Here is a 24,059-nt window from a genome sequence, read left to right on the forward strand (position 1 = left end):
CGCCACGGATGAACTCGGGTTCTGGAAAGATGAGCGATAACACTGCTACACCGGCCGCCGTAACACCTGCGGGCAAACCTTCCCGGCGCTGGCCGTTGCTGGCGGTCGGGCTGTGCCTGGTGGCCGGCGTGGCGGGCGGGCTCGGCTGGCTGATGCACAAACCGAAGGCGCCGCCGGCGGAACTGGCCAGCGACAAGCTCGGCCTGAGCCGCCCGGACGCGCTGCTGGAAACCCGCTCCCTGAGCCAGTTGCCGAAAGACCTGCTGACGGTGCCGTTCCTCAAGGCCACGCTCACCGAGGATTTCGTCTTCTATTACGAAACCCATGCCGACCGTCTCGGGCTGATCGGCAGTCTGCGGCGGATCATTTACGAGCATGATCTGAAGCTGCAGGACAGCCTGATCGAGCAACTCTTCGATCAACCGGCGGACGTAGCGTTGTGGCGTGGCGCCGACGGTCGCTTGAAGGATTTCCTGCTGGTGATGGATCGCGGCGGGCTGGCCAAAGTGCTCGAGCCGCTGGCGAAAGTCGCGCTGGATGATTCGCAACTGAGCGTGTTCAGCACCCTGAAAGTCGGCGGCGATGAAGTGCCGCTGTACCAACTGACCTACAACGCCGGCAAATCCCTGTTGTTCGCCTCCCGTGGCGACAAACTGGTGGTGCTGTCCAATCCGACCAAATTCTATGACCCGGAAAGTGGTGCTTCCGAGGAGTCCGGCCACGTCTCGCCGCAAGCGCTGGCGGCGCTGCTCAACGGCGAAAAACTGTTCCCCGAAGCGTTCGGGCTCACGGCCAAGACACCTGAAACCAGACAGCGCCTGTCGGTCAATTCCAGCGTCCTGGCCATGGGTTACCAGCGCTTCATCCCGAACTTCGCCGGCCTGCGTTTCGACATGGACGACAAGGGCTGGCACAGCTATCTCGCCATGGACGAGCTGGAGAACCAACCGGACTTCGATTTCAAACCGGTCTGGCAAGCGATGCCACTGGGCGCCAGTGCTTGCGTGACCTTGCCGATTGCGGCCGAGCCGCAGAAACCGCTGCTGGTAAAACTCGGCGCCGAAGAAGCCGTCGCGCAGAAACTCACCGAGCACGTGGCCGGCGCGGCGGGCCTGTGCTGGTACGCCGATTCGCGGCTGTACACGCCATTGCTGGTGGCCAGTCTGAACGACGAAGACAACGGCAAACTGGACAAAGATATCGGCACGCTGTTCGATTCGATGGTCGGCGCGTACGAAGGCAAGGTCGACGAGCACGCGTTCCCGGTGGTCGAGAAACAGGAAGGCCAGAGCCACCTCTGGCAGCGTCAGGTCAGTTCCAACTTCGGCCCGTACGCGGCCAAGGATGCCGAGAACCCGGACGCGATCACCGGCCGCGCCTTCATGAAAGTCAGCCTGGCGCGCCACGGTTCGACGCTGCTGTTTTCCCTCGACGACAAACTGGTCGACAAGGCCCTCGGCACCCTCGACAAACGCTTTCCGCCGATGGCCGATGTGCTGCCGAAAGACGTGCTGATGCCGATCTATTTTGGCCCAGACTCGATGGCGCAGTTGATCCAGCAGGAAACCCTCGACAGCCTGCCGCAGGACATGGAGCCGGTGTTCTACAACGCCGCGCAGACCTACCTGATCCCGAAACTGCGCACCCTCGGCGGCATGGGCAAATACGCCCTGACCCTGCCCGAGGGCAGCGAGCCTGACGGTCACTGGCAATGGCTGCCGCTGGAGTGGAAAGCGCTGTGACCGGACTGATTCGCAGCCTTGGCTTGCTGGCGCTGTTGCTCAGCGCCGGCGCCCGAGCCGTTGAGGCGCCGCCCCTCGATCCGCAGCAGTCCCAGGTGTTTCGCGCCTGGTTCGTGCGCATCGCCCAGGAGCAGTTGAGCAAAGGACCGAGCCCGCGCTGGTATCAGCAGGACTGCGCGGGGCTGGTGCGTTTCGCCGCCAACGAAGCGCTGAAAGTCCATGACGACAAATGGCTGCGCAGCAATGGTGTGTCCAATCGCTACCTGCCACCGGAGCTGGACCTGAGCGCCGATCAGCGCAAGCTCGCCCAGCAATGGCAGCAGGGCGGCGGCAAGGTCGGGCCCTACGTCAACGCGATCAAACTGATTCAGTTCAACAGCCATCTGATCGGCCGCGACGTGTCCCAGGCACGGCCCGGCGATCTGATGTTTTTCGATCAGGGCGACGACCAGCACTTGATGATCTGGATGGGCCGCTACATCGCCTATCACACCGGCACGACCACCCCAACCGACAACGGCATGCGTTCGGCAAGCCTGCAGCAACTCATGACATGGAAGGACACCCGATGGATACCCGACGCAGCCAACCCCAACTTCATCGGCGTCTATCGACTGAACTTTCTCTCCCAATGACCGGTGCCCGCATGCTGCGTTTACTGCCTTTTCTGTTGCTGTTAGCCCTGCCGTTTTCGGCCGTGAATGCCGAAGACACCGTGGAGCCAAGCGGCTATACGCCGGTCTCCGGTGAGAGCTTTTTCCTGCTGGCCGACAGCAGTTTCGCCGTCGACGAACAGGCGGTGGTGCGCCTCGAGGCACCGGGTCGCGACTATCGCCGTTTCCGCATGGAACCGTACGGCGGCGCCGACATCCGCGTGTACAAAATCGACAAGCCGCTGGACTTCCTCAAGCGCCAGAAGAACCTGCACCGCGTGGTCAGCGACGGCCAGTTCAAGGGTGAAGGCCTGTCGAACACCCTCGCGTACCTGTGGGACAACTGGTACCGCAAATCCCGTCGGGTGATGCAGCGTGCGTTCTCCTACGAGTCGCGTCAGCAGGTCACCGAAGAGGTGCCGGAGCTGAAGATGGGCAACGCCATCGCCGCGCCGACGCCGTACGACGCACAACCGCAGTTCGCCCTGATTCCGGGTCTGCCGGTGGTCAGCCAGTTCCGCTATCCGCTGTGGCAGGCCAAACCGATCCAGCCGCCGACCGGGGTCAATCTGGCCGGGTCTTCCAGCGAGTTTGTCAGCGTCGCACCGGGTAACGTCTACATCCCGCTGGGCAATCTTAAACCGGGCCTCTATCTGGTCGAAGCGCTGATCGGCAAGTACCGCGCGACCACCATGGTGTTCGTTTCCAACACCGTGGCGGTGAGCAAGATTGCCGGTGATGAATTGCTGGTATGGGCCGCGCGCAAACACGAAGGCAGCTCGGTGCCGAAGGTCAATGTGCTGTGGACCGACGGCCTCGGCGTGATGAGCAGCGGCGCCACCGATACCGATGGTCTGCTGCGCCTTAAGCACGTCAGCCCCGAGCGTTCGTTCGTGATCGGCGAGGACGAAGAGGGCGGGGTGTTCGTCTCGGAAAACTTCTATTACGACAGCGAAATCTACGACACCAAACTCTATGCCTTCACCGACCGGCCGCTGTATCGGCCGGGCGATTGGGTGTCGCTGAAAATCGTCGGCCGTGAATTCAAGAATGCTCGGGATTCAGTGTTGCCGGGCGCAGCGGACGTCAATGTCAGCGTGCTCGATGCCACCGGCACCGAGTTGCAGCGGCTCGACCTGAAACTCGATTCGAAGGCCGGTACCCAGGGCCGTTTCCAGTTGCCGGACAACGCGGTGGCCGGTGGTTACGAGCTGCGTTTCAACTACAAGGATCAGGCCTACAGCAGTGCGTTCCGGGTGGCGGAGTACATCAAGCCGCACTTCGAAATCTCGCTGAATCTGGCCAAGCAGGATTACCGCACTGGCGAGCCGGTGAAGGGCAGCCTGGTGCTGCTGTACCCGGACGGCAAACCGGTGGCGAACGCCAAACTGACCCTGAGCCTGCGCGCCCAGCAACTGTCGATGGTCGACAACGAGCTGCAATACCTCGGGCAATTCCCGGTGGAGCTGACCAGCACCGAACTGACTACCGACAGCAAGGGCAACGCGACCCTCGACCTGCCGGCCGCCGACAAGCCGAGCCGCTACATGCTCACCGTGTTTGCCAGTGATGGCGCTGCGTATCGGGTCAAGACCACCAAGGAAATCCTCATCGACCGGGGCGCCGCCAGCTTCCGCCTGACCGCGCCGCAGCGTTTCAGCGCGGTGGGTGACAAGGTCGCGTTCAGCTACGCCAACGAGGGCGGCAGCGAACAGGCAAAGGCCGTTGTGCCGAGCAGCTACAGCTGGGTTCGACTCGAAGACCAGACCACCGGCGAAGGCAAACTGATAGCGAAAGACAAAGGCTTCAGCGTGGCCTTCGATCGCCCGGGCACCTACAACCTGTCGCTGAAAGATCAGCACGGTCGAGTGCTGGGTGCGACCGGTCATTCGGTCACCGGCAATGGCGTCAAGGCAGTGCCGGGCACCGTGGAAATCGTCCTCGACAAACCCGAGTACAAGGCCGGTGATGAAGCGCTGGCGCTGATCACGTTCCCCGAACCAGTCAGCGATGCATTGCTGTCGCTGGAGCGCGACAAGGTCGAAGCCACCGCGCTGCTGGCCAAGGGCGGCGACTGGCTGAAACTGGAAAAACTCAGCGACACCCAATACCGCGCACGCATCCCGGTGAAGGACAACTTTGCGCCGAACCTGACGTTCTCGGTGCTCTACACCAAGGGCGGTCAGTACAGCTTCCAGAACGCCGGGATCAAGGTCGTCGCGCCGCAGATCGACGTGGCGATCAAGACCGACAAAGACACCTATCAGCCGGGCGATACCGTGACGGTCGACCTGACCACGCAGTTCGCCGGCAAGGCTGTGCCGGCGCACCTGACAGTCAGCGTGGTCGATGAAATGGTCTACGCGCTGCAACCGGAAGTCGCGCCGACCATCGACCAGTTCTTCTACCACCCGCGCCGCAACAACGTGCGCACCAGCGCCAGCCTGTCGTTCATCAGCTACGACGTGGCGTTGCCGGGCAGCCCCGGCGCGCCGGGCAAGGCCAACCGCAGCGAACGCGGGGTGAAAGTGCTGGAGCGGCCGCGCCGCGAAGACGTCGATACCGCTGCGTGGCAGCCAGAATTGCTGACCGATGCCGACGGCAAGACCCGCTTCACCTTCAAGATGCCGGACTCGCTGACCCGCTGGCGCATCACTGCGCGGGCGATTGCCGATGACGGTCAGGTCGGGCAGAAGAAGCAGTTTGTCCGCTCGGAAAAACCGCTGTACCTGAAGTGGAGCGGGCCGAGCAAATTCCGCAAGGGCGATCAGCCGCAGCTCGGCGTGTTCGCCTTCAGCCAGGCCGAGAAACCGGTCAAGGCTGAGCTGGTGACGCACTACGCTGGCGCCGAACAGCGCCTGCCGGTGACACTCAACAACGGCATCAACTACCTGCCGCTGCCAGCGTTCGCATTGGCAACCGGCGAATGGACCGCCGAGCTGGTGCAGGACGGCAAGACCGCCGACGCCCTCGCTGTGCGCCTGACCGCAACCGGCGAAGGCTGGCAAGTGACGCAGACCCAGAGCCTTGATGTGGCCAGCGGCGACACACCGCTGAGCCTGCCGGCAGACGCCACCGACATTCGCCTGCGTCTGGATGACAGCCCGCAAGCGCTGTTCCGTTCGGCCCTCGACGATCTGCTCAGCTATCCGTACGGCGGCGTCGAGCAGACCGCCAGCCGCTTGCTGCCGCTGAGCATCGCTTATCCGTCGCTGGCGTCGAGCCCGCAGATCCGCGACCGCTTGCGCCTGATCATGCAGAACAGCCGTCTGCGTCTGGTGCAAATGGCCGGGCCGTCGGCGAGCTTCACCTGGTGGGGTTTCGATGGCGAGCCGGATGCGTTCCTCACCGCTTACGCCTACTACGCCGACTGGAACGCCAGTCAGGTGCTGGATCTGACCCTGCCGCCGGAGCACTGGCAGCGGGTGCTTGAGGTTTACGCCAAGCAGGCGCCGAACACGCCATTGCTGCAACGGGCGCTGATCCTGTCGTTCGCCAAGCAAATGCATCTGCCGGTCAACACGCTGCTCAGCGGTTTGATGGAGGATCTGGCCAAGGCCGGGGAAGGTAATGCCGAAACCCTGATGGACGATGGCGAAGACAGTCTGGTGATGGGCGATCCGGATTCGGCGCTCGGTCTGGCGGCGGCGCGGGTCTTGACCGCATCGCTGGCTACGCAGTCGAAAGTCGCTTTGCCGGAAGCGTTCAATCGTCAGCTGGGTGCTGCGCAACAGCGCTTGTCCGTCAGTTCGCAGCCGTTTGCCGAAGCGCTGAACCTGTCGCTGCAACCGTTCGATCAGGCTCGCGCGACAGCGTTGTTGCAACGCCTGTTGCCGCAGCAATCGACCCTCGAACGTGCGCTGGCGCTGACCTGGCTGCAACGCAGCATCGCTCAGGCGTCGCCGACCATCGCGCTGGCACCGGGCGAAGGCTGGAAGAAAAACTACGGCGCGACCGGCGAGATGTACTGGACGTGGCAGGGGGCTGCGCCGGTGCCGAGCGTGTTGTCGGTGTCGGGCACTCAGGAGCGTCCGTTGCGTGCGGCGCTGAGCTTCCAGACTCAACAACCGGCGGTCGATCCGATGGCCGTGACCATCACTCGTCGCCTGTCGCGTTTGGTGCCGGGTGACGAAGCCTTCACTTTCAAACTGGAGCCGGTCGGCAGCAAGCCGTTGTCCAGCGACAGTCTGTATCTGGACGAGGTGATCCTCACCAGCAAGGCACCGAAACCGCTGCGCTACGGCATGCTCGAAGTGCCGTTACCGCCGGGTGCCGATGTCGAGCGCACCACGTGGGGCATCAAGTTGCAGGGCAAGGACGGCACCGAGCCGACCGCGTTGGAGAAGGCGCGATTCGAACCGGGCCAACTGGCCTACGCGGTGCCGGTGGATGCGCTGAGCGGTGAATTGCGTCTGCGGCATCTGGTGCGCTTCTCGCAGAAGGGCCAGTTCAACCTGCCGCCGGTGCGTTTCACTCAGGTCTACGCGCCGCAGCATCAGGCCTGGGAAGCGAAGGCCCCCCTTGGTCAGGTCACGGTCAACTGACATGACCCGGCCGCTGCTGTGGCTGCTGATGTGTGTGATTCCTGCGTTGGCGACAGCGCAGGATGAACCGTTGCGTGTGGCCTACAAGGGTGAATTACTGTCGCTGAACACCACGCAACTGACTGCTCGCGAGCCGTTGCCTTCGTCGCTGGAGACGCCGCTGGGCAGTCTGTGGAAGGTGTTCGTTTACGCGTGGCTGGTGGATACCGGCGCGCAAGAACCGGCGTATGTATGCCGCGGGCAGTCGAAGGAAGAAGTCTATTGCTGCACCGCGGGCGGCAAGATCGAACGTGATCAGGCGCTGGTGAAATCCTGCGGGCTGTATTTCGAGCCGGCGCGATTGGGCATAACCGCTGGCGACTGGAAAACCTATTGGCAGGCGCGACAGGCGCCGTCGTGGTTGCTGGACCTGCCATCGGTGCAACCGGCTACTCGGGTTTCCGTGGCTGACTTACTGAAGGTTTTATCTTGGGTGCCGGCTCAGGATCAGATGCGCCGGGTGCTGCTCGATGTGGTGCTGAACGCGGCAGACGGCAATGTCGTCGGCGAACTCGGCGGACGCTTGCGGGTGAAAACCTGGAGCTGGCTCGGCGATCAGGACCCGCAATCACGTCAGGGCGGATTCGCCGGCTGGACCGCGGACGGCTCGCCGATCTGGGCCGGTGGCCGGGGTACCAGTCAGATGGTTTTGCGGCATTACGGTTCGGCGTTGGCGACGGTGTTGCCCGCATCATGGCCAGCGGAAGCGGGGCGCTGCGTTGAAGTGGGGCTGTTCTCGCGTTATCCGGTTTCGCGGGTTCTTTCGGGTGAACGCGTTGCTGGCTCCGGCCCGTTGCAGGGCGACTTCCGCGTCGAATTCGCCAACGGCAATGCGCTGGATATCCACAGCGATGGCGAACTGTTTCTGCTCAACGACAAACTGGTCGCCCGGCTGGATCGCGAAGAGTACGTCGCCCGTGTGCTGGAGCGTGAAGCCAAACCCGAACCCGCCGAAGCCGCCAAAGCGTTGGCCGTGGCGATCCGCACGTACCTGCTGCAAAACGCCACGCGTAATGGCGAATGTTTGAGCATCGACGACAGCAGCACCCGCCAACGCGTCGCCCCGCGTCCGGCCTCCGCCGAATCCCGCAACATCGCCGCATGGACGGCGGATCTGGTATTGGCCGGCAGCACCGTCACCTATCACTCCGATCAGCCCGGCCCGGACAAGCTCGCCTGGCAACAAGCCGTCGAGCAAGCCAATGCCGGCCAGCGTTACGACGCGATCCTGCTGCACGCCTATCCGCGTGCCAGCCTCAGCCGCTGGGACAATCCGGTGGCGTCCTGCGAAGCGCTGCCCGCCGCGCAGGACTGGCTGCAAAAACAACGTCGCGGATGGCGTCCCAGGCTGGAAAGCGAAACCGGCTACAACGAAGTCAGCACTTTCGCCGTCTGCAAACTCGCGTTCGGGCGACCCTTCGTCGACCGCGAACGCCAGCGCATATACGTGCGCGGCGTACTGTCGTTGCAGGACCGCCTCGACCTGACTCACGAATACCTGCACCTGGCTTTTGAAGCACACCCCAACGGCCAGGATGAAACCTATATCGAAGGGCTCGCCCGTCACCTTTTGCTGGAATAGACCATGACACTCCGTTATCCACAGGTCTTGATGTTGCTCTGCGTCTTTGCCGCCGTTTCGCCGGTGATCGCTGCTGAGGGCGTCAAACTCGACACCCCTGTCGGCGGCTGGCGCAGCGGCGCCCCCGAAGGCGAGGGCGAAAGTTTCCGCCAGACCGTCAACTACCCGGCCTCCTCGGTGAACACCCCGCTCGGCCAGGCCAACACCGCCCGCATCAGCGGCGAAATCAAAGCCACACCGAAAAACAAAGAGCCCGGCCGCCTGATCGTCAACGGCGTCAGCATGCCGCTGAAAATCGACGACAGCGGCCGCTTCGACCGCCCGTTCTCGTTTCCCAACGGCAGCAACAGCGTCGAAGTCCGCAGCCCGGACGGCCAGCAACGGCACCGCACGCAGTTCCTCAACACCAGCGGCGGCGCTACTCCGGCGAAACTGCGGGTGTTGCTGGCGTGGGACAGCGATGGCACCGACCTCGACCTGCACCTGATCACGCCCGACGGCGCACACATCTGGTACGGCGACCGGGTCGCGCCCAATGGCGCGGCCCTGGATGTCGACGTGACCACCGGCTACGGCCCGGAAATCTTCGCCATGCCAGCGCCGATCAAGGGGCAGTATCTGGTGTATGTGAACTACTTCGGCGGTGGCTATCGCGGGGATGACGAGGGCGGGGAAGAGGCGGTGCAGCCTTTGACCACGGCGCAGGTTACGGTGATTACGGAAGAGGGGACGCCTAGCGAGAAGATGGAGACTTTCATCGTGCCGATGCGGGCGGTGGGGGAGTTGACGTTGGTGAAGTCGTTTAGTTATCCGTGAGGGGATTGTGCAACGAGCTGTTGCACAACTGAGTTGGGCAGCAGCCTGTTGCCCGATTGAGGGATCAAATCTCCCGAAACTACGGCTCGACGGGATTCCACGTTACAAGTCATCCAGGCTTATCTTGACTCGCTGAGGGGTGACAAGACGTTCGTTGACTGCGGCGATAAGCGCCACATCCTCCTTGCAACGTAACTCTGCTTCGAGCAGTAACTGATCCGGATCAGAGAAGTGCGGCTTCTGACCGTCATCATTTCGGATTTCGGAGGAGTTCATGTTGGAACACCGTGACGAGTTTTGCCGCTACGGTAACAAGGAAGATTTCTGGACGGTAGATTTGGTTTTCTTTCAGGCATTAAAAAGCCGGCTTGTGGCCGGCTTCTCGGGGACTGGCTTGGTTTATTTTTGGTAAACCGCGCCAGCCTTCAAAACGTACATCCGGATCTTGCGTCCGGCTGTGGGACTTGGTCAGACAGTGGTCTGCCGCGTCAGGCGTCATCTGGGCCGCTTGGCGGGTCGATGCGCGAATGTGGGGCGCAGGATACTGAGTTTTGTTGGGGATTCCCAGTCTCAAGTGCGGAATAGAGCGATTTCTGCGGCAGGAAGCAGGGATTTGTACCGGGTATCCGGGCCTCTTCGTCGGATCGCCGCCCGGACCAAGCCCGCTCCCACAGCGCTCTGTGCAGGGGCTGGGCGTGACGGAGGGTCAGAGAAACGGCACCACCGGCCGCCGCTTGCCCAGTGTCGACCACCAGAACACCCACCCCAATACATGAATCCTCTGCTCTTCAATTTGCGAGGCCCGGAAAATCTCGTCCGGGTATTCGGCGCTGTTGTGGCTGCGCAGGCGCAGGGCGTTGCCGGGCATGCGGTGCAGGTATTTGATGCGCAGCATGCCGTCGTGTTCGATGGCGTAGATTTCGCCGTCCACCACCTGGGTGAGGCCGCGGTCGATGGCGAGGGTGGAGCCGTCTTCGATTTTCTCGGCCATGCTGTTGCCGATCATGTGGGTGCAGATGGCGTCGGTGTGGCGGATTTCCAGGGCTTCGAGGTGGCTTCGAGGCAGGCGGATGGTTTGTTCCGGGTCCTTGATGACGTGGGTCTTGCCGGAGCCGGGGGCGGTCGGGGTTTCCTTGTAGAGGGGCAGTTCGATGTCGTTGGTGTCGAGCACCGTGTAGACGCCGCGAATGGCATGGGCATCGAGGATGTCGCCCGACTCCGTATGCAGGTGCGGGGCGTCTTTGGGGCCTTCGCCGGTCTTCAGCCATTGGCTGTTGACGGACAGCAGGCGCGCAACTTCTTCCATGCGGTACGCGGGTACGCCCCGGGTGTACCAGTTATGAACGTTTTGGGCTTCCGTGCCCCAGAACTTTGCGAATCCCGTGGTGGTGATGTTCGCAGCTTCCAGGAGTGCCTTGAATCTTGGACCGCTAGTGTTCTTTCTCATAAACACGAGTCTACGACCGGCCTAGAGCGGTTTGAATAAACCTTGCGTTCAAAATCAGGGCAAATTTTGCGACGGGATGTAAGACGTCCTTGTGGGAAATTACACACACCAAAACTTTTCTGTAGGTCGCCGTAAACAAGCTGTTTAAGCACTGGGCGGCCAGGCACAAAAAACCCCGGATCAACCGGGGTTTTCTTCAAGCGTGTCGCAGGTCGCGAGGCTTAGCCTTTGTAGGCAGCAACCGACTTGGTGATCGCGGCGCGGGCAGCGTCAGCGCCGTCCCAGCCTTCGATTTTCACCCATTTGCCTTTTTCGAGATCTTTGTAGTTCGCGAAGAAGTGCTCGATCTGCTGGATCAGCAGGGCTGGCAGGTCGGTGTATTCCTTCACGTCCACGTACAGCTGGGACAGCTTGTCGTGTGGAACTGCGATGACTTTGGCATCGCCGCCGCCGTCGTCGGTCATGTTCAGGATGCCGACCGGACGCGCGCGGATCACCGAACCTGGAGCAACCGGGTAAGGGGTTACAACCAGCACGTCCAGGGGATCACCGTCGTCAGCCAGGGTGTTCGGGATGTAACCGTAGTTGGCCGGGTAGAACATCGGGGTGGCCATGAAACGGTCAACGAACAGGCAATCGCTGTCTTTGTCGATTTCGTATTTGATCGGCGCGTGGTTGGCCGGGATCTCGATCGCGACGTAGATGTCGTTCGGCAGGTCTTTGCCAGCCGGAATCTTGCTGTAGCTCATTGGGCGTTGCCCCCGTTAGTTGACCAAAAACACTTGGCCGGATTGACCAAAAAGTGGCGGCGATTATAGGCATATTCTGCCGTGGACGCCACGTACCGGAAGTCGTGCAGACCTTTACTCGTGAGCCTGATAGACCGGGTCGGTGGCCTGAAGTTGCTTCAGGCGGGCCAACGGATCCTGGCGATAGAAAAGCTGCAACTGCGCATACACCTGTGGATAAGCCTCGTGCAGCAGATCCGGAGCGCTGAAGAAGTACTCGCTGGTGACGGCGAAGAACTCGGCCGGGTTCTCGGCGGCATACGGGTCAATGGCGGTTTCGGCGTCAGGATGGCGGTCGAGCTGGCGGTTGAGGTCGTCGTAGGCCGCCTGCATCACCTCCGCCCAGTCGCTGACCCGCATGTCGGCGTGCAGCGGGGGCAGGCCGTTGGCGTCGCCGTTGAGCATGTCGAGTTTGTGCGCCAGTTCGTGGATCACCAGGTTGTAGCCTTCCCAGCCACCACTGGCCATCACCCCGGGCCAGGCGAGGATGATCGGGCCTTGCTGCCAGGCTTCGCCGCTGTGTTCGCCGTCCCACTCGTGTTCGACACCACTGGCATCGCGATGGCGCTGGGGGCTGAGGAAGTCGTCGGGGTAGAGGACGATTTCGTGGAAACCCTGATACCAGTTCAGATCGCCAAGATGCAAAAGCGGCAATTGCGCCTGGGCGGCGAGCAGCAGGCGTTGCTCCTGGTGCAGTTCGACGCCGGGCAGGGCGGTCAGGTGTTTGTCTTCGAGGAACAGCACGCTGGCTTCGCGCAGCCACTGGTCTTCAGCGGCACTGATGCCATCGAGAAAACTCAGGTGATGGCGCACCCGCTGCCACAGTTCGTCGGCAATCGGGTGCCTGGCCAGAATGCGCCGGCGGCGCCAGGCGCTCAGCGACCACATCGGCTTAGTGCGATTGGGCTTTGGTGCCGCCGAAACGGCTGCGAACCACGCCGATGATCATCGGAATCAGCGACAGTAGGATGATGCCCACCACCAACAGCGACAGGTTCTTCTTGATGAACGGCACGTTGCCGAAGAAGTAGCCCAGCGTCACCAGACCGCCGACCCACAGGACCGTGCCGAACACGCTGAAACCGAAGAAGCGCGGGTAAGGCATCTTCGCGACACCGGCAACAAACGGTGCAAAGGTGCGGATGATCGGCAGAAAACGCGCCAAAGTCACGGTTTTGCCGCCGTGCTTGTCGTAGAAATCGTGGGTCTGTTGCAGGTAATCGCGGCGGAATATTTTCGAGTTCGGGTTGCTGAACAGCTTCTCGCCCGCCGTTCGTCCGATCACGTAGTTGGTGCTGTCGCCAAGGATAGCGGCCAACATCAGCAGGCCGCCCAGCAGCACCGGGTCCATGCCGCCGCCCGCAGCCACTGCGCCGGCGATGAACAGCAGGGAATCACCCGGCAGGAATGGCATCACCACCAGACCGGTTTCGCAGAAGATCACCAGAAACAGGATGGCGTAGATCCATGGCCCGTAATTATTCACCAGCAGATCGAGATAAACGTCGAGATGCAGGACAAGATCGAGCGGGTTGAAATCCATGGAGGCACCTGTGGTGACGGCCTGACTCGGCAGACCTGTGCGGATGACTTCGTGTAAGCCTACAAGCGGGTGTAGTTTTTCTTACAAGCCGGAAAGCTCGGGATTATACGGTTTGAGAGGTGAAAAGCGCGTTGGTTTTGTAGCGGGGGATGTCGGTGTGAATAAATGTCGGGTTGGGATTCATTTTGGGGAGGGAGTCTGCTCCCTCCCCGCAGGACACCCCGCGATCAGAGCTCGTCGCTGATCGGCAGCACGTAGTTCTTGAACTCGGTGTCTTCCTTGAACCCGATGGATTCGTAGGTTTTCTGCGCCACTTCGTTGTCGGCACTGGTGGAGACGCGCATGCGCACGGCCTGGGTTTCCTTGGCCATTTTCTTCGCGGTGCGGATCAGGTTGTCGGCCACCAGCTGGCGGCGGGCGTCTTCGGCGACGTAGATGTCGTTGAGGATCCACACGCGTTTGAGCGACAGGGAGGAAAAGCTCGGGTAGAGCTGGCAGAAGCCCATGAGCTTCTTGTCGTCGTCATCAGCCAGGGCCAGGTAGATCACCGATTCCTTGCGTCGCAGGCGCTTCTCGAGAAAGGCCCGGGACGAGTCCGGATAGGGCAGGGAGCCGTAGAACTCGCGGTACTTAACGAACAACGGGGTCAGCAAATCCAGGTGTTCGAGGGTCGCTTGGATAATCCGCATGGTAGGTCTCGTCCTTCAAGTGGCTGTCTTCACGTGCTCTGACGGCGATGGGAAACCCGGGCGGCCGTGCATCGATCCTGCCTCAAACCCGCGCAGAAAGGCAATGCGGAAACGGTTCAGGCAGGGGGCGGATCGAGTAGGAAATTACTCTTCATGTCTGCACCGGCTTCCGATTCCAGCGTCTGAACCTGCGCCTCGTCCTTCAGATTGACGCCTGACAGCTGTCGCCGACAGGCTTCGCGCATCAGGTACAGCAAGCGATGCGCCGCCATGCCGTAGCTGAGCCCTTCCAGCCGCACATTGGAGATGCAATTGCGGTAAGCATCCGTGAGGCCGACCTTTGGATTGTAGGTGAAATATAAACCCAGGCTGTCCGGTGAACTGAGGCCCGGACGCTCTCCAATCAGCATCACGACCATTTTGGCGCCCAGCAACTGGCCGATTTCATCACCGATCGCCACTCGACCCTGTTCCACCAGCACTACAGGCGCTGTCGACCATTCGTCGGCGCTCATCTGTTCATCCAGGCGGGTGAGAAACGGCAGGGTATGCCGATGCACCGCCAACGCCGAGAGACCATCCGCCACCACAATCACCAGATCCACGCCGCCCGGATGCGCCTGGGCGTATTCGCGCAGGGCCTGCGCCGATTGATCGCTCAACATGCGCCCCAGGTCCGGGCGTTGCAGGTAGCTGTTGCGATCCGCCGCCGCACTGTGCAGCAGCAGACTGTCACGCTGGCGCTCGGTCAGTTGGGCGCTGAGCCCGACGTGATCGAACGGCAAATGCACGGCGTCCCTTGCTTGCGCGTGGGCGTACTGGAAATCCAGCTGTGCGCTGGTCGGCAGGCTGGTGCCGGTACGACCAAGGGCAATACGCGCCGGGGTCAGACGACGCAGTTCCAGCCACGGGTTTTGCGGATCGACGGGCGGTTTTTCCATCTGACTCATCCCAGTTGCGCCAAGGCCTGGCGGAAGGCCGGCGGCAGGTTGTTGCCGAAGCGGACCTTGCCGTCCGCCTGGGTGAAGATGCCCATGTTCGCCAGCCACTGCTCGAACTCCGGCGCCGGTTTCAGGCCCAGGGTCTGGCGCGCGTAGAGCGCGTCGTGGAACGAGGTGGTCTGGTAGTTGAGCATGATGTCGTCGGAGCCGGGAATGCCCATGATGAAGTTGATCCCGGCCACGCCGAGCAGGGTCAGCAGAGTGTCCATGTCATCCTGGTCGGCCTCGGCGTGGTTGGTGTAGCAGATGTCGCAGCCCATCGGCACGCCGAGCAACTTGCCGCAGAAGTGGTCTTCGAGGCCGGCGCGGATGATCTGTTTGCCGTTGTAGAGGTATTCCGGGCCGATGAATCCTACGACGGTGTTCACCAGAAACGGCTTGAAATGGCGAGCCACGGCGTAGGCCCGGGTCTCGCAGGTCTGTTGATCGACGCCGTGGTGGGCGTTGGCCGACAGGGCGCTGCCCTGGCCGGTTTCGAAATACATCAGGTTCTGCCCAAGCGTGCCGCGATTGAGGCTCAGGCCCGCTTCATAACCTTCCTGCAAGATGTTCAGGTTGATGCCGAAACTGGCGTTGGCCGCTTCGGTGCCGGCAATCGACTGGAACACCAGATCCAGCGGTACTCCACGGTTGATCGCTTCTATAGAGGTGGTGACGTGGGTCAGCACGCAGGCCTGGGTCGGAATGTCGTAGCGCTGGATGATCGCGTCGAGCATTTCCAGCATCGCGCAGATCGAGGCGATGCTGTCGGTGGCCGGGTTGATGCCGATCATCGCGTCGCCGTTGCCGTACAGCAGACCGTCGAGAACGCTCGCGGCGATGCCGGATGGTTCATCGGTCGGGTGATTGGGTTGCAGCCTTGTGGATAACCGTCCACGCAGGCCCAAAGTGCCGCGAAATTTGGTGACGACACGGATCTTCTGTGCCACCAGCACCAGATCCTGCACGCGCATGATTTTCGACACGGCCGCGACCATTTCCGGCGTCAGGCCGGGGGCGAGGGCACGCAGGCTCGACTCATCGGCCGCTTCGCTCAGCAGCCAGTCGCGAAAGCCGCCAACCGTGAGATGGCTGACGACCGCAAAGGCCTGTTTGTCGTGACTGTCGATGATCAGCCGGGTGACTTCATCGGATTCGTAGGGGATCAACGCTTCCTGCAGGAAATGCGTGAGCGGGATGTCGGCCAGCGCCATTTGCGCGGCCACCCGCTCGCCGTCGTTGAGCGCGGCGACACCGGCCAGGAAGTCCCCGGAGCGCGCGGGGCTGGCCTTGGCCATCACGTCCTTGAGGCTGTCGAAGCGGTAGGTCTGGGCGCCGACGGTATGGGCAAATGCGGCCATGGGGCGCGTTCCTCCTGAATGAATGCTCTTAGTGCGGGCACCGAGCCCGAGGCCCGATGCCGGTGCAGCTCAGTTAGCGTTTAGATACCTTCGAGCATAGCGTCTGCCGGTGCCTCGGAGCGTTGCTTGGCGGTCAGCTGGAAGTACAGGTAACCAGCAGCCATGAAACCGAGGAACACGCAGCCGATCAGCGTGTTGAACCAGGCCATCGCCACCAGGCACACCACCGCCAGGAACAGCGCGATGGCCGGCACCACCGGATAGCCCGGTGCGCGGAAGGTGCGCTCCAGGTTCGGCTCGGTTTTGCGCAGTTTGAACAGGCTGAGCATGCTGATGATGTACATCACGATGGCGCCGAACACCGACATGGTGATCATCGCCGCCGTCAGGGTCATGCCTTGCAGATTGACCAGTCCGTCGCTGTAGATCGCCGCGATGCCGACCACGCCGCCAGCCAGGATCGCCCGGTGCGGGGTCTGGAAGCGCGAGAGTTTGGCCAGGCCTTTTGGCAGATAACCTGCCCGGGCCAAAGCGAAGAACTGCCGCGAGTAGCCGAGGATGATCCCGTGGAAACTCGCCACCAGCCCGAACAGGCCGATCCACACCAGCATGTGCATCCAGGTCGAATTGTTGCCGACTACCGCTTTCATCGCCTGTGGCAGCGGGTCGTTGATATTCGACAGTTGACGCCAGTCGCCGACGCCGCCGGCCATCACCATTACGCCGATAGCGAGGAACACCAAAGTCAGGATGCCGCTGACGTAGGCCCGTGGAATGGTGCGTTTCGGATCCTTGGCTTCCTCGGCCGCCATGGCCGCGCCTTCGATGGCGAGGAAGAACCAGATCGCGAAGGGAATCGCCGCGAAAATGCCCGGAATCGAGCCCATCGTGAACTCATTGGCACCCGACCAGCCGTTCAGCACGAAGTTGCTGAAGCTGAAGCCCGGCGCAACCACGCCCATGAATACCAGCAATTCGGCGACGGCGAGCACGGTCACCACCAACTCGAAGGTCGCGGCGATGCTGACGCCAAGGATGTTCAGGGTCATGAACACGAAATACGCGCCGACCGCCGCGAGTTTCGGATCGAGTCCCGGATATTGCACATTCAGATACGCGCCGATGGCCATGGCGATGGCCGGCGGGGCGAACACGAATTCGATCAGGGTGGCGATCCCGGCGATCAATCCGCCTTTCTCGCCGAACGCCCGGCGGCTGTAGGCAAACGGCCCGCCCGCGTGGGGAATGGCGGTGGTCAGCTCGGTGAAACTGAAGATGAAGCAGGTGTACATGGTTGCGACCATCAGGGCCGTGACCAGGAAACCCAGGGTTCCCGCCGTGCCCCAGCCGTAACTCCAGCCGAAGTATTCGCCGGAAATCACCAGGCCGACGGCAATGCCCCAGAGGTGCAGGGTGCCGAGTGTGGGTTTGAGCTGTGTGGTGGAAGTCATAAGTCCTCTCTGTCTTTTTTATTGTTCGATCTGTTGGACTTTCGGGTGCAGCGGTTGAGTGAGTGGATGCTGTTCACGCAGCGGCAGTGTTCACGCAAATCCTGAATGACGGGTATGCAAGGCCCGTGCCAGAGCGGCCAGGCCAGGGGTTGTCATCGGGATGGAAAGGGCGACACCGACAGTTCGGTGTCGCCCGGTTTTTTAGAAGAAGCCCAGCGGGTTGATGTCGTAGCTCACCAGCAGGTTTTTGGTCTGTTGGTAGTGGTCGAGCATCATCTTGTGGGTTTCACGGCCGACGCCGGATTTTTTGTACCCGCCGAACGCGGCGTGCGCCGGATACAGGTGGTAGCAGTTGGTCCACACACGACCGGCCTTGATGGCGCGGCCCATGCGATAGGCGCGGTTGATGTCGCGGGTCCAGAGGCCGGCGCCGAGGCCGAACTCGGTGTCGTTGGCGATCGCCAGGGCTTCGGCTTCGTCCTTGAAGGTGGTGATGCTCACCACCGGGCCGAAGATTTCTTCCTGGAACACACGCATCTTGTTGGTGCCCTTGAGCAGGGTCGGCTGGATGTAATAACCGGAAGCCAGGTTGCCTTCGAGTTTTTCCACCTTGCCGCCGGTCAGCAGTTCGGCACCTTCGCCCTTGGCGATTTCCAGGTACGAAAGGATCTTGTCGAATTGCTGCTCGGACGCCTGGGCGCCGACCATGGTGTCGGTGTCGAGCGGGTCGCCACGTTTGATCTGGCTGACCTTCTTCATCACCGCTTCCATGAACTGCGGATAGATCGATTCCTGAACCAGTGCACGGGAAGGGCAGGTGCAGACTTCGCCCTGGTTGAAGAACGCCAGCACCAGGCCTTCGGCGGCTTTTTCAATGAAGCTTGGCTCGGCCTGCATGATGTCTTCGAAGAAGATGTTCGGCGACTTGCCGCCCAGTTCCACGGTGGACGGAATGATGTTTTCGGCAGCGCATTTCATGATGTGCGAGCCGACCGGAGTCGAGCCGGTGAAGGCGATCTTGGCGATGCGTTTGCTGGTGGCCAGGGCTTCGCCGGCTTCTTTGCCGAACCCTTGCACCACGTTGAGCACGCCCGGCGGCAGCAGGTCACCGATCAGTTCCAGCAGCACGCTGATGCCCAGCGGGGTTTGCTCGGCAGGTTTGAGTACCACGCAGTTGCCGGCGGCCAGAGCTGGCGCGAGTTTCCACGCGGCCATCAGGATCGGGAAGTTCCACGGGATGATCTGGCCGACCACGCCCAATGGTTCATGGATGTGATAAGCGACGGTGTTGCCGTCGATCTCGGCGGCGCTGCCTTCCTGAGCGCGCAGGCAACCGGCGAAGTAGCGGAAGTGGTCGGCAGCCAGCGGGATGTCGGCGTTGAGGGTTTCGCGGATGGCTTTGCCGTTGTCCCAGGTTTCGGTGATCGCCAGGGTTTCGAGGTTCTGTTCGATGCGGTCGGCGATTTTCAGCAGGATCAGCGAGCGCGCCTGGGCGGAAGTGGAACCCCAGGCATCGGCAGCGGCGTGGGCGGCGTCCAGGGCTTTTTCGATGTCTTCGGCCGTGGAACGCGGGAATTCGGCAATCGGTTGGCCATTCACTGGCGAGGTGTTGGTGAAGTACTGACCTTTGACAGGCGCGACGAACTCGCCGCCGATGTAGTTACCGTACTTGCTCTTGAACGAGACTTTGGCGCCTTCAGTACCGGGGTGAGCGTAACGCATGATGTTCTCCTTGGCTGTTGTACTTATCAGAGAGACGCGCATGAGCGCTTGCTATAAGCGTAGAGCAAAGGTCGGGCCACTGCCGTGCAGGTCAGGCAAATCAAGGCCTTGCGTGATTTCTGTCGGACAAGTGGCAAGCGTCTGTGACGGTATCGGTACAGCTTGGGTGACAGTTTGTACCGCTTCTGGCACAACCCGTGACCGGGTGGTCCTGCCAGCATTGCAAAGACCGGTTGGCTGGAGGATGCTGGGCACCACTTCACGCATGGGCCGATGAGCCTCGGGGAGAATAATAAGAAATGCACGACAACCATTTGAGTCGCCATGCCCAACAGGTTCTCACCGTCACCCAGGGCAAGCCGCACCTGCATGGCCCCGGTGCCGACCCGTCGATTGCCCGCTCGTGGCTGCGTTGTCTTGAGGACTATCACCTCGACCCGGCCCTGACCATGGCGCCGACCGTGCTCGAACACGGTCGCGTCCTCGAAAGCCGCGAACGGCTGCAACAGGTGTTGCAGATTGCCGGCAATGAAATGAGCAGCCTGCATCAACAACTCTCCGGCGCCGGCCACGCGGTATTGCTGACCGACGCGCGCGGGGTGATCCTCAACTGCGTCACCGCTCCCGCCGAACGCAAGATCTTTGAACGCGCCGGCCTGTGGCTGGGTTCCGACTGGAGCGAGGCCTGCGAAGGCACCAACGGAATCGGTACCTGCCTGGTGGAACGTCAGGCCCTGACGATTCATCAGGACGAACACTTTCGCGGCCGCCACACCGGCCTGACCTGCTCGGCGAGCCCGGTGTTCGACCCGCACGGCGAACTGCTGGCGGTGCTCGACGTTTCCTCCGCGCGGCACGACGTCTCGCGCCAGAGCCAGTTCCACACCATGGCGCTGGTCAATCTGTCGGCGAAGATGATCGAGAGCTGCTATTTCCTGCGCTGCTTCGATAATCAATGGTTGTTGCGATTCCATCTTCAGGCGGAGTCCGTCGGGCTGTTCAGCGAAGGGTTGCTGGCGTTTGACGGGGAAGGGCGGATCAGTGCGGTCAATCAGAGTGCATTGAACCTGCTCGGCCATATTCGTGGCGGCTTGCTCGGCAAACCGGTGGAGGCGTTTTTCGATTGTTCGCTGGATGAATTGCTGGGACGCGCCAGTGCCAACGCCAGCGCCAGTTGGCCGTTGCGCACTCGCGATGGGCGGCATCTGTTTGCGGTGCTGCGCGGCGAAACCCGTCGGCCGCTGCCGGTTGCGCCGACTCCCGCGCCTGTCGAAGCGCCGCGTCTTGCCGGGATTTGCCTGGGGGATGCGGCGTTGCAGGCGGATTTTCGCAAGTCGCTGCGGGTGTTCGAGCGCGACGTGCCGCTGCTGATCAACGGTGAAACCGGCTCCGGCAAGGAAGCATTCGCCAAGGCTGTGCACAACGCCAGCCAGCGCGCCGGCAAAGCGTTCGTTGCTCTCAACTGCGCGGCAATTCCAGAAAGCCTGATCGAGAGCGAGCTGTTCGGCTATCGCGGCGGCAGCTTCACCGGCGCGCGCAAGGACGGCATGCGCGGCAAGCTGCAGCAAGCCGACGGCGGCACGCTGTTCCTCGATGAAATCGGCGACATGCCGCTGGCCTTGCAGACCCGTTTGCTGCGAGTGCTGGAAGACCGGCAAGTGGTGCCGATCGGCGGCGAGCCGGAAGCGGTCAACGTGCGGATCATCAGCGCCACCCACCGCAATCTGCTGGAGCGGGTTGGCGACGGCAGTTTCCGGGAAGACCTTTACTACCGGCTCAACGGGCTGGAAGTGGCGCTGCCACCGTTGCGCGAGCGCAGTGACAAATCGCAGTTGCTGGATTTTCTGCTGGCCGAAGAGGCGGGCGGGGAAGCGATCCTGATCGACGAGCCGGCGCGTCAGGCGCTGCTCGGGTTCAACTGGCCGGGTAATGTGCGGCAGTTGCGCAATGTGCTGCGCACGCTGGCGGCGTTGTGCGATGAAGGGCGGATCGGGCTGGATGATCTGCCGGCGATGTTTCGGCAGGTGCAGCCGCTGTTGGTCAAAACCGAGGAAGCGTCGTCCGGGCAGCCGCTTGAGGATGCCGAGCGGCTGGCGTTGCTCAATGCGCTGGAACACACGCGCTGGCACATGACCCACACGGCGCAGCAACTGGGTGTGAGCCGCAATACGCTCTATAGAAAGTTGCGCAAGCACGGGATCGCCCGCAGCGCCTGAATACTCCTGCCGATCGTTCCCACGCTCTGCGTGGGAACGCCTCCCCGGACGCTTCGCGTCCGCTTTTGGACGCAGAGCGTCCTGCGCTGCATTCCCACGCAGAGCGTGGGAACGATCATGTCGGGTGATCAGCTAAAGAGTGCGATTTCCCCCTCCCTGCGCTAACCTGCGGCCATGTTTTACGAGGTCGACTATGCACATTCATATTCTGGGTATCTGCGGGACTTTCATGGGCTCGATGGCGGTTCTGGCCAAAGAGCTGGGCCATCACGTGACTGGCTCCGATGCCAATGTCTATCCGCCGATGAGCACCCAGCTCGAAGCCCAGGGCATTCAGTTGACCCAGGGTTACGACCCGGCGCAGCTTGATCCGGCACCGGATCTGGTGGTGATCGGCAACGCCATGTCCCGCGGCAATCCGGCAGTGGAATATGTGCTGAACAAAGGCCTGCCGTACGTGTCCGGCCCGCAATGGCTGGCCGACCATGTGCTGCAAGGTCGCTGGGTGCTGGCGGTTGCCGGTACGCACGGCAAGACCACCACCAGCAGCATGCTCGCCTGGGTCCTGGAACACGCCGGCATGAGTCCGGGCTTCCTGATCGGCGGCGTTCCGCAGAATTTCTCGGTGTCGGCACGTCTGGGCGGCACGCCGTTCTTCGTGATCGAGGCCGACGAATACGACAGCGCGTTCTTCGACAAGCGTTCGAAGTTCGTCCACTACCGTCCGCGCACGGCGATCCTCAACAACCTTGAGTTCGATCACGCCGACATCTTCCCCGATCTTCCAGCCATCGAGCGCCAGTTCCACCACTTGGTGCGGACCATTCCGAGCGAAGGCCTGGTGATCCACCCGACCACCGAACCCGCCTTGCAGCGCGTGATCGAGATGGGCTGCTGGACCCCGGTGCAAACCACCGGTGCCGGCGGTCAGTGGCAGGTCAAGTTGCTGAAAGACGACGGCTCGGCATTCGAAGTGATGTTCGAAGGCGTGTCCCAAGGCGTCGTCGAGTGGGAACTGACCGGTCAGCACAACGTTGCCAACGCCTTGGCCACTCTGGCCGCAGCACGTCACGTCGGCGTTGTGCCGTCGATGGGCATCGCCGGGTTGAGCGCGTTCAAGAGCGTCAAACGCCGGATGGAGAAAGTCGCGGAAGTGCGCGGCATCACCATTTATGACGATTTCGCCCACCACCCGACCGCGATTGCCACCACCCTCGACGGCCTGCGCAAACGGATTGGCGATGCGCCGCTGATCGCGATCATCGAACCGCGTTCCAACTCGATGAAGCTCGGCGCCCACCGTGACGGTCTGCCGGACAGCGTGGTCGATGCCGATCAGGTGATCTGGTACGCCCCGGCCAACCTCGGCTGGGATCTGGCAGGCACCGCCGCGTTGTGCACCGTGCCGTCGATCGTCAGCGATTCGCTGGAAGGCATCATCGAACGCGTGAAGAGCCAGGCCCAGCCCGGCACCCACGTGGTGATCATGAGCAACGGCGGCTTCGGCGGCCTGCACGGCAAACTCGCCGAGGCGCTGAAATGAACACTCGTCTGGCGAGCAATGGCCCGGAACGCATCACGCTGGCGATGACCGGCGCATCCGGCGCCCAGTACGGCTTGCGCCTGCTGGACTGTCTGGTGCGCGAGGATCGCGAGGTGCACTTCCTGATCTCCAAGGCCGCGCAACTGGTGATGGCCACCGAGACGGACGTGTCGCTGCCGGCCAAGCCGCAAATGATGCAGGCGTTCCTCACCGAATACACCGGCGCGTCCGCCGGGCAGATCCGTGTGTACGGCAAGGAAGACTGGATGTCGCCGGTGGCCTCGGGCTCCGGCGCCCCGGCCGCCATGGTGGTGGTGCCGTGCTCGACCGGCACTTTGTCGGCCATTGCCACCGGCGCCTGCAACAACCTGATCGAACGGGCGGCGGACGTGACCTTGAAGGAGCGTCGCCAGTTGATTCTGGTGCCGCGCGAAGCGCCGTATTCGAGCATTCACCTGGAGCACATGCTCAAGCTGTCGAACATGGGCGTGACCATCCTGCCGGCGTCGCCGGGCTTCTATCACCAGCCGCAGACCATCGATGACCTGATCGATTTCGTGGTGGCGCGGATTCTCAATCTGCTGGGCATTCCCCAGGACATGCTGCCGCGCTGGGGCGAGCATCATCTGAGCAGCGATGAATAAGCTGCTTGCGATCCTGCTGGCGCTGCAACTGACCGGCTGCGCCACGGCGCGCACGCTCGATGCCGCCAAGCCCGGTGCGCCGGTGGTGTATTCCGGCACCCGGCTGGATTTGTACGCCATGAACGGTGGCTGTTGCGCGATGGACCGGTTCGGCGCCGAGGCCCCGAGTTATCCCGGCGTGGATCTGCCGGCCAGTGCGTTGCTCGATACGCTGCTGTTGCCGTTGTCGTTGCTGACGGTCATCGGAGTGGGGTTTCAGGCGACTGGGGGGTTATGAAAATCAATGGTTCGACCGCACA

19 protein-coding genes are annotated in these 24,059 nt (G+C 62.2%); 9 read left to right on the forward strand and 10 right to left on the reverse strand.

Annotated elements, in window-relative coordinates; all coding sequences use genetic code 11:
• The first annotated feature begins 29 nt into the window (after nucleotides 1-29).
• The 5 genes from AC1RT4_RS26050 to AC1RT4_RS26070 are packed head-to-tail and all read left to right on the forward strand — an operon-like array spanning nucleotide 30 to nucleotide 9,376.
• A complete protein-coding gene (locus tag AC1RT4_RS26050) occupies nucleotides 30-1,742 on the forward strand; it encodes a DUF2138 domain-containing protein (RefSeq protein ID WP_493088889.1) in 1,713 nt (570 codons plus the stop codon).
• Entirely contained in the window at nucleotides 1,712-2,377 is a 666-nt protein-coding gene (locus AC1RT4_RS26055) for a DUF1175 domain-containing protein (protein WP_236190125.1), read from the forward strand. The genes AC1RT4_RS26050 and AC1RT4_RS26055 overlap by 31 nt, the downstream gene beginning before the upstream one ends.
• Complete coding sequence (locus AC1RT4_RS26060) at nucleotides 2,374-6,939, forward strand: alpha-2-macroglobulin family protein (protein WP_493088891.1); 4,566 nt, start codon at nucleotides 2,374-2,376, stop codon at nucleotides 6,937-6,939. Before AC1RT4_RS26055 ends, AC1RT4_RS26060 begins: the two co-directional genes overlap by 4 nt.
• Before the next feature lies 1 nt (nucleotide 6,940).
• Entirely contained in the window at nucleotides 6,941-8,560 is a 1,620-nt protein-coding gene (locus AC1RT4_RS26065; protein WP_493088893.1) for a DUF2300 domain-containing protein, read from the forward strand.
• Nucleotides 8,561-8,563: 3 nt separating this feature from the next.
• On the forward strand, nucleotides 8,564-9,376 hold the full coding sequence (locus tag AC1RT4_RS26070) for a YfaP family protein (protein ID WP_493088895.1): 813 nt from the start codon (nucleotides 8,564-8,566) through the stop codon (nucleotides 9,374-9,376).
• A 102-nt stretch (nucleotides 9,377-9,478) separates the two neighbouring features.
• Here the strand turns inward: AC1RT4_RS26070 and AC1RT4_RS26075 are convergent, their stop codons facing one another.
• The 10 genes from AC1RT4_RS26075 to exaC form a co-directional block, all read right to left on the reverse strand.
• Nucleotides 9,479-9,652 carry a hypothetical protein gene (locus AC1RT4_RS26075; protein ID WP_493088897.1) on the reverse strand — a complete coding sequence of 58 codons (174 nt, stop codon included), beginning with the start codon at nucleotides 9,650-9,652 and terminating at the stop codon, nucleotides 9,479-9,481.
• 430 nt (nucleotides 9,653-10,082) lie between these two features.
• Nucleotides 10,083-10,823 carry a S24 family peptidase gene (locus AC1RT4_RS26080; RefSeq protein ID WP_493088899.1) on the reverse strand — a complete coding sequence of 247 codons (741 nt, stop codon included), beginning with the start codon at nucleotides 10,821-10,823 and terminating at the stop codon, nucleotides 10,083-10,085.
• A 221-nt stretch (nucleotides 10,824-11,044) separates the two neighbouring features.
• Complete coding sequence (ppa, locus tag AC1RT4_RS26085; protein WP_007933577.1) at nucleotides 11,045-11,572, reverse strand: inorganic diphosphatase; 528 nt, start codon at nucleotides 11,570-11,572, stop codon at nucleotides 11,045-11,047.
• Between the two features lie 114 nt (nucleotides 11,573-11,686).
• Nucleotides 11,687-12,499 carry a M90 family metallopeptidase gene (locus tag AC1RT4_RS26090; RefSeq protein WP_493088902.1) on the reverse strand — a complete coding sequence of 271 codons (813 nt, stop codon included), beginning with the start codon at nucleotides 12,497-12,499 and terminating at the stop codon, nucleotides 11,687-11,689.
• A gap of 4 nt (nucleotides 12,500-12,503) precedes the next feature.
• A complete protein-coding gene (locus AC1RT4_RS26095; protein ID WP_192562537.1) occupies nucleotides 12,504-13,154 on the reverse strand; it encodes a DedA family protein in 651 nt (216 codons plus the stop codon).
• Between the two features lie 227 nt (nucleotides 13,155-13,381).
• Nucleotides 13,382-13,843 (reverse strand): GNAT family N-acetyltransferase, encoded by a 462-nt coding sequence (locus AC1RT4_RS26100; RefSeq protein WP_007958617.1) that lies wholly within the window; start codon nucleotides 13,841-13,843, stop codon nucleotides 13,382-13,384.
• 116 nt (nucleotides 13,844-13,959) lie between these two features.
• Nucleotides 13,960-14,793, reverse strand: a complete 834-nt coding sequence (gene eutC, locus AC1RT4_RS26105; protein ID WP_493088904.1) for an ethanolamine ammonia-lyase subunit EutC — start codon at nucleotides 14,791-14,793, stop codon at nucleotides 13,960-13,962.
• Nucleotides 14,790-16,184 carry an ethanolamine ammonia-lyase subunit EutB gene (locus tag AC1RT4_RS26110; protein WP_493088906.1) on the reverse strand — a complete coding sequence of 465 codons (1,395 nt, stop codon included), beginning with the start codon at nucleotides 16,182-16,184 and terminating at the stop codon, nucleotides 14,790-14,792. The genes eutC and AC1RT4_RS26110 overlap by 4 nt, the downstream gene beginning before the upstream one ends.
• 80 nt (nucleotides 16,185-16,264) lie before the next feature.
• A complete protein-coding gene (gene eat / locus AC1RT4_RS26115; RefSeq protein ID WP_011336115.1) occupies nucleotides 16,265-17,635 on the reverse strand; it encodes an ethanolamine permease in 1,371 nt (456 codons plus the stop codon).
• 201 nt (nucleotides 17,636-17,836) lie between these two features.
• A complete protein-coding gene (gene exaC, locus AC1RT4_RS26120; RefSeq protein ID WP_007958625.1) occupies nucleotides 17,837-19,357 on the reverse strand; it encodes an acetaldehyde dehydrogenase ExaC in 1,521 nt (506 codons plus the stop codon).
• A 299-nt stretch (nucleotides 19,358-19,656) separates the two neighbouring features.
• On the opposite strand from exaC, the gene AC1RT4_RS26125 reads away from it, so the two are divergent.
• From AC1RT4_RS26125 to AC1RT4_RS26140, 4 genes are all read left to right on the forward strand, one after another.
• Complete coding sequence (locus AC1RT4_RS26125; RefSeq protein WP_493088909.1) at nucleotides 19,657-21,573, forward strand: sigma-54-dependent Fis family transcriptional regulator; 1,917 nt, start codon at nucleotides 19,657-19,659, stop codon at nucleotides 21,571-21,573.
• A 193-nt stretch (nucleotides 21,574-21,766) separates the two neighbouring features.
• On the forward strand, nucleotides 21,767-23,116 hold the full coding sequence (gene mpl, locus AC1RT4_RS26130) for a UDP-N-acetylmuramate:L-alanyl-gamma-D-glutamyl-meso-diaminopimelate ligase (protein ID WP_007958628.1): 1,350 nt from the start codon (nucleotides 21,767-21,769) through the stop codon (nucleotides 23,114-23,116).
• A complete protein-coding gene (ubiX, locus tag AC1RT4_RS26135) occupies nucleotides 23,113-23,760 on the forward strand; it encodes a flavin prenyltransferase UbiX (RefSeq protein ID WP_007958630.1) in 648 nt (215 codons plus the stop codon). Before mpl ends, ubiX begins: the two co-directional genes overlap by 4 nt.
• Nucleotides 23,753-24,037, forward strand: coding sequence for a YceK/YidQ family lipoprotein (locus tag AC1RT4_RS26140; RefSeq protein WP_064382190.1), 285 nt, complete (start codon nucleotides 23,753-23,755; stop codon nucleotides 24,035-24,037). The genes ubiX and AC1RT4_RS26140 overlap by 8 nt, the downstream gene beginning before the upstream one ends.
• Nucleotides 24,038-24,059: the final 22 nt, after the last annotated feature.

The sequence above is a fragment of the Pseudomonas sp. GW821-FHT11D10 genome (genome assembly GCF_058808435.1).

Bases quoted from the DNA above. Each gene is read 5' to 3' on its own strand.
- AC1RT4_RS26055 (WP_236190125.1), top strand. From the start codon at position 1,712: ATGGCTGCCGCTGGAGTGGAAAGCGCTGTGACCGGACTGATTCGCAGC.
- AC1RT4_RS26095 (WP_192562537.1), bottom strand. From the start codon at position 13,154: ATGGATTTCAACCCGCTCGATCTTGTCCTGCATCTCGACGTTTATCTC.
- ppa (WP_007933577.1), bottom strand. From the start codon at position 11,572: ATGAGCTACAGCAAGATTCCGGCTGGCAAAGACCTGCCGAACGACATC.
- AC1RT4_RS26050 (WP_493088889.1), top strand. From the start codon at position 30: ATGAGCGATAACACTGCTACACCGGCCGCCGTAACACCTGCGGGCAAA.
- eutC (WP_493088904.1), bottom strand. From the start codon at position 14,793: ATGAGTCAGATGGAAAAACCGCCCGTCGATCCGCAAAACCCGTGGCTG.
- AC1RT4_RS26125 (WP_493088909.1), top strand. From the start codon at position 19,657: ATGCACGACAACCATTTGAGTCGCCATGCCCAACAGGTTCTCACCGTC.
- AC1RT4_RS26065 (WP_493088893.1), top strand. From the start codon at position 6,941: ATGACCCGGCCGCTGCTGTGGCTGCTGATGTGTGTGATTCCTGCGTTG.
- AC1RT4_RS26060 (WP_493088891.1), top strand. From the start codon at position 2,374: ATGACCGGTGCCCGCATGCTGCGTTTACTGCCTTTTCTGTTGCTGTTA.
- mpl (WP_007958628.1), top strand. From the start codon at position 21,767: ATGCACATTCATATTCTGGGTATCTGCGGGACTTTCATGGGCTCGATG.
- AC1RT4_RS26110 (WP_493088906.1), bottom strand. From the start codon at position 16,184: ATGGCCGCATTTGCCCATACCGTCGGCGCCCAGACCTACCGCTTCGAC.
- AC1RT4_RS26070 (WP_493088895.1), top strand. From the start codon at position 8,564: ATGACACTCCGTTATCCACAGGTCTTGATGTTGCTCTGCGTCTTTGCC.
- AC1RT4_RS26100 (WP_007958617.1), bottom strand. From the start codon at position 13,843: ATGCGGATTATCCAAGCGACCCTCGAACACCTGGATTTGCTGACCCCG.
- AC1RT4_RS26075 (WP_493088897.1), bottom strand. From the start codon at position 9,652: ATGAACTCCTCCGAAATCCGAAATGATGACGGTCAGAAGCCGCACTTC.
- AC1RT4_RS26080 (WP_493088899.1), bottom strand. From the start codon at position 10,823: ATGAGAAAGAACACTAGCGGTCCAAGATTCAAGGCACTCCTGGAAGCT.
- AC1RT4_RS26090 (WP_493088902.1), bottom strand. From the start codon at position 12,499: ATGTGGTCGCTGAGCGCCTGGCGCCGCCGGCGCATTCTGGCCAGGCAC.
- AC1RT4_RS26140 (WP_064382190.1), top strand. From the start codon at position 23,753: ATGAATAAGCTGCTTGCGATCCTGCTGGCGCTGCAACTGACCGGCTGC.
- ubiX (WP_007958630.1), top strand. From the start codon at position 23,113: ATGAACACTCGTCTGGCGAGCAATGGCCCGGAACGCATCACGCTGGCG.
- exaC (WP_007958625.1), bottom strand. From the start codon at position 19,357: ATGCGTTACGCTCACCCCGGTACTGAAGGCGCCAAAGTCTCGTTCAAG.
- eat (WP_011336115.1), bottom strand. From the start codon at position 17,635: ATGACTTCCACCACACAGCTCAAACCCACACTCGGCACCCTGCACCTC.